Below are 4,099 nucleotides of genomic sequence, written 5' to 3'. Positions count from 1 at the left end.
TAATTACCTCACTAAATTTCTACCTTTCTTTATGTATCTTAACATAGTTTTGTTTTTTTTCGCCGACCTACTTATAAAGGGTTCCCAATGAATAGCCATTACAGTCTCATCATCCAGTGGTCAGAAGAAGATCAACTTTTTGTTGTCACCTTGCCTGAATTTACCGATGTCATGCAGCCTTGCACTCACGGACACACTTACGAGGAAGCGGCCAAACACGGACAAGAATTGTTAGAAATATTGATTGAACTTTATCAAGAAGATGGCAAACCTCTACCAGAACCTCAGACATTGGGGAAACGATTACAGATAGCGTAAAGTTATTGTACAATATCCGCTCCCATTCACCATAAACACCAACTAAAAACCCTATGACTTCTCAAGCCTCCAACCCAAATGTTCAAGACCTGCAAAGACAGGTGATTGCCCTGTTACAAGAAGTTAGCACTCTGATGGGTCGCGCTAGCAAAGAACTTAAGTCTGAGGATAGCTCAGAAAACAAGTACCAGATATATCAACAGGAAATTGCAAAGGAGATTGGTACAGTCACAGACCTAAAACTCAGAATGGCCATTGCCGCACCTATGAATGCTGGCAAATCCAAAATTATTAATGCCATTATTGGTCAAGAACTCCTGCCAAGTTCTGCTACAGCGATGACAACACTGCCAACAGAGATTGTATTGAAAGAAAATGCAGCAGAGCCGATTCTAAAATTGAGTCCTAGAATTTGTGAAGCATTTAAGAAAGCATTGGATGCTATCAGGCAGGAAATTGAGCAGCAAGGGATGGAAGAAGTTCTTAAGCATACTGGTGAATATCCGCATTTAGCAAGTTTACTCCAAGAAATCCACAGTGATACAGATTTTGGGATTTCCGAAGAAATCTCTGGCAGTAAGAATATCAACAAGATCCTGACAGAGTTGAATCATATTATCCGTCTTTGCAACATTTTGGCCGTATCCCAAGATCAAGATCCTCTCCAGTTGCTCAATGACAATGACATTCCATCTATCGAAACTCCTTTTTTCAGAACAGAGCAAAATCAACAACTAGAGAAGCTAGGTAATCTTGTAATCGTTGATACGCCTGGGCCAAGTGAAGCCGGAGTCAGCGAAAAACTAGAAATTGTAGTTTCCAAGCAACTTAAGCGTAGCCAACTTGTGCTACTTGTCCTTAATTTCACTGAATTGAGGGCTGAAGCAGCCGAAAAAATTAAAGCAGAAGTTCACAAAGTTATTAGAACAAGCAGTCAAGAAAATTTATATGTTTTAGTTAATAAAATTGATGAGCGTCGTCGAGGTGACATAGATACCGAAATGGTAAAACAATTTGTTGCTAATAACCTCGAACTGGCCAACACAGACCGCGTATTTGAAGTTTCTGCTAGGCAAGCATTCTGCGCTAAGGATTTTCTCCGTCAATCATCTCTCAGTAGTCAAGATATTAAAGATCCTGAAGCTGCCGAAGCATTAGCTAGAGAAGTCTGGCCTGTTGATTGGGAGGATGAACTGAAGGATGCAACTGTAGAGGAATTACAAAAGAAAGCGGTAAAACTTTGGAAAGCATCAAAGTTTGCATCTTTTCTGGAAGAAGCAATTAATGTAATTTTGCTACAAGTTGCCCCCCGCTGCATGGAGTTTGCATTGAATCGTTGTCTTACTCATCTAAATGATTTATGTAATAATGCAAAAAATGACCTGACTTACATTAACAGTAATGCTGAAAAGCTTCAGCAAGCAATTAAGGATCTTAACAAAGAGCTTTCTAGTCTAGCTGCTTGCCGTCAGAACCTAGATAAAGAGGTTGCCCAAACAAAAAAGCAAATAAAGAAAACCGTAAACCAAAATTTAGAAAACCTCAAAAAAGACGTAAAAAACGAACTTGACACACTATTGAAAAATTATGTTTTAGATTCTGCTATAAAAGTATTTTCCAATTTGCGCGACGACATATTCAACATCTTTAATAGAGATAAGGATGAATTTGAATTTGATAGTAAGCAAGATGCCAAGCTATTCGCTGAGCAAATAGCAGCTTCGGCGAAGCAAATTATTGAACGTCAATTGGATGTCGCTTGTAAACAGACAGATACACAGACTGAAGGCAGGATTCAAAAATTATCCGAGTTACTAGATAATGAAACTAAGCCTATTATTGAACGCGCTCAAGATCGGTTAAAAAGAGATTTTGATGTTATTTTTAAGCCAGATATACTCAAGCTAGTTGATATTTACATAGAAGTGAATACCCCTGAGCTTGAATTCAGAGGATATGGGTTATCTGATTTACTCGCAGCATTGTTAGAAGAAGCATTTGGTAATTTGTTAGTGCAGTTTGCTGCTCGTTTAGTGGCAATGGTAGCTAACAATCCAATACTGAGCGCAATTTATGGTGCAGTTAGCACCGTTTTTGGTTGGTTAGGTGTGAACTTAGACAAACTTGTATATAAAGAAAGATATACAGTTAACATAATCCTTTTCAAGGGTGAAATAGTTAAATTCTTTGAGAATAAAGTCGAAGAAATTCAAGAACAATCTAACCGATTGATTGAGCAATCATTGGATCAACAAATTAAAAGGTACTTTGAGGATCTAGACTCTCTTCTAGGTGATTATAGGAAGGATTTGGAGCAATCACTAAAAGCTCAAGCCTTACCTTTAGAAACACTGAAAGAATTAAAGCAAGCGCTTGAATCATTTTCAGTAGGTAATGATAAATTACAGGTGGATAAGTTGAAAGATCAGGCTAATGAACTTCTGAGTCAGACAAAATCATTAATAGCAAGCTGAGATGCGCTTACGTTTTTTACTAATTTAAGATTTCGGGAACAGGAACTTATTCACTAAACTAGCTTTGTTCAAAGCAATATCAGTCAAATATGGAATAAGCGCCAAGCCAATACACTCTGCCAAGCGGGGTGGCACGGCATTTCCAATTTGCCACATTGCCTTTTTCATTGAACCTTCAAAAATAAATGAATCGGGGAAAGTTTGCAATCTAGCCATTTCGCGAGCAGAAATAACGCGATTGAGATAAGGATGAATATGAGTGCCGCCGTGATTTTCTTTAACAGTCATACTCGGTTTTCCCGGATACTGTCGCTTGAAAGCATCGGCGTAGCTTTCATACAAAGAACCACCTGGTGGAACTTTAGCAACTCTTTCCATGTACTCAACAGAATGACGAGTCCATTCGTGGTTAATTTCTGGTATGGGAGTATACTCTGGTAAATCATCAATTGCTGACTCAATCGCTTTATATTGTTCGGGCAACAATTGCGGCTTCGGATAGGGATTTTGCATCCCAAATCTATTGGCAATAAAAATGGCTCGCGGGCGGATTTGCGGGACTCCATAGGTTGCGGATTCCAGAATAGCAACGGAAACGTGGGGATAGCCAATTTCCTCAAAAGCCTCGCAAATGGCTTGCTTAACAGCTCCTTTTTGTATAGTCAATATTCCGGGTACGTTTTCCATGACAACATACCAAGGACGTATTTCAGAGACAACGCGCACAAACTCTCTAAATAAGCGATTTCGAGGGTCGTTGGGGTCGCGTTTTCCTGCAACTGAGAAGCCTTGACACGGCGGCCCGCCTACAACCACATGAACTTCTGGCGAACCAATTTCAGCGAGCAACTTTTGGGGATTTAAGTTTTTTATATCGTCGCACAAGTGATGGCAATCGGGAAAGTTTTTTGTATGAGTTGCCGAGGCGATCGCATTAATTTCAACACTTGCTACTGGTCGAAAACCTGCTTGCAATAAACCTTGGGTCATGCCGCCCGCACCGCAAAAAAGATCGACAAATGTATAATCGGATTTTGGTAGTGACTGAGATTCAATATCAATGAATATCTTGTAGGGGTCGCAGTCATTTGCTTCTAGTTCGCGTTGGATGCGTTCGTAACGCCCTAATTTTGCTTTCTTCTGCTTTTTGACAGGAATTGGTTCTGACTCATTTGAGAATAAAGACAGTTGTATTGCTTCCATTTTATATTTTTTTACTGCGTTCTATCTCAATACTTCGGACAGTTTTGGAACAGGGACGCTCCCCGAACAGAGACAAAAAATCCCTGGAATTTTAACCGAAACTC

Annotated in this window: 3 protein-coding genes; 2 read left to right on the top strand and 1 reads right to left on the bottom strand. The window is 39.6% G+C overall.

Annotation, left to right across the window (positions count from 1 at the left end; all coding sequences use genetic code 11):
- The first annotated feature begins 87 nt into the window (after nt 1-87).
- Together QUB26_RS31315 and QUB26_RS31310 are read left to right on the top strand one after the other, a co-directional pair.
- The gene (locus QUB26_RS31315; RefSeq protein ID WP_333321193.1) at nt 88-318 is read left to right on the top strand and encodes a type II toxin-antitoxin system HicB family antitoxin; all 231 of its coding nucleotides are present in this window, start codon (nt 88-90) and stop codon (nt 316-318) included.
- 53 nt (nt 319-371) lie between these two features.
- Nucleotides 372-2,792, top strand: coding sequence for a dynamin family protein (locus QUB26_RS31310; protein ID WP_333321191.1), 2,421 nt, complete (start codon nt 372-374; stop codon nt 2,790-2,792).
- 24 nt (nt 2,793-2,816) lie between these two features.
- Here the strand turns inward: QUB26_RS31310 and QUB26_RS31305 are convergent, their stop codons facing one another.
- Complete coding sequence (locus tag QUB26_RS31305; protein WP_333321189.1) at nt 2,817-3,995, bottom strand: DNA cytosine methyltransferase; 1,179 nt, start codon at nt 3,993-3,995, stop codon at nt 2,817-2,819.
- Between the last annotated feature and the right edge of the window lie 104 nt (nt 3,996-4,099).

The sequence above is a fragment of the Microcoleus sp. B4-C1 genome, from assembly GCF_036705285.1.
Classification (GTDB): domain Bacteria; phylum Cyanobacteriota; class Cyanobacteriia; order Cyanobacteriales; family Microcoleaceae; genus Microcoleus.
The sequence above is the reverse complement of the archived record's forward strand: the minus strand, read 5'-3'. Positions and strand labels throughout refer to the sequence as shown.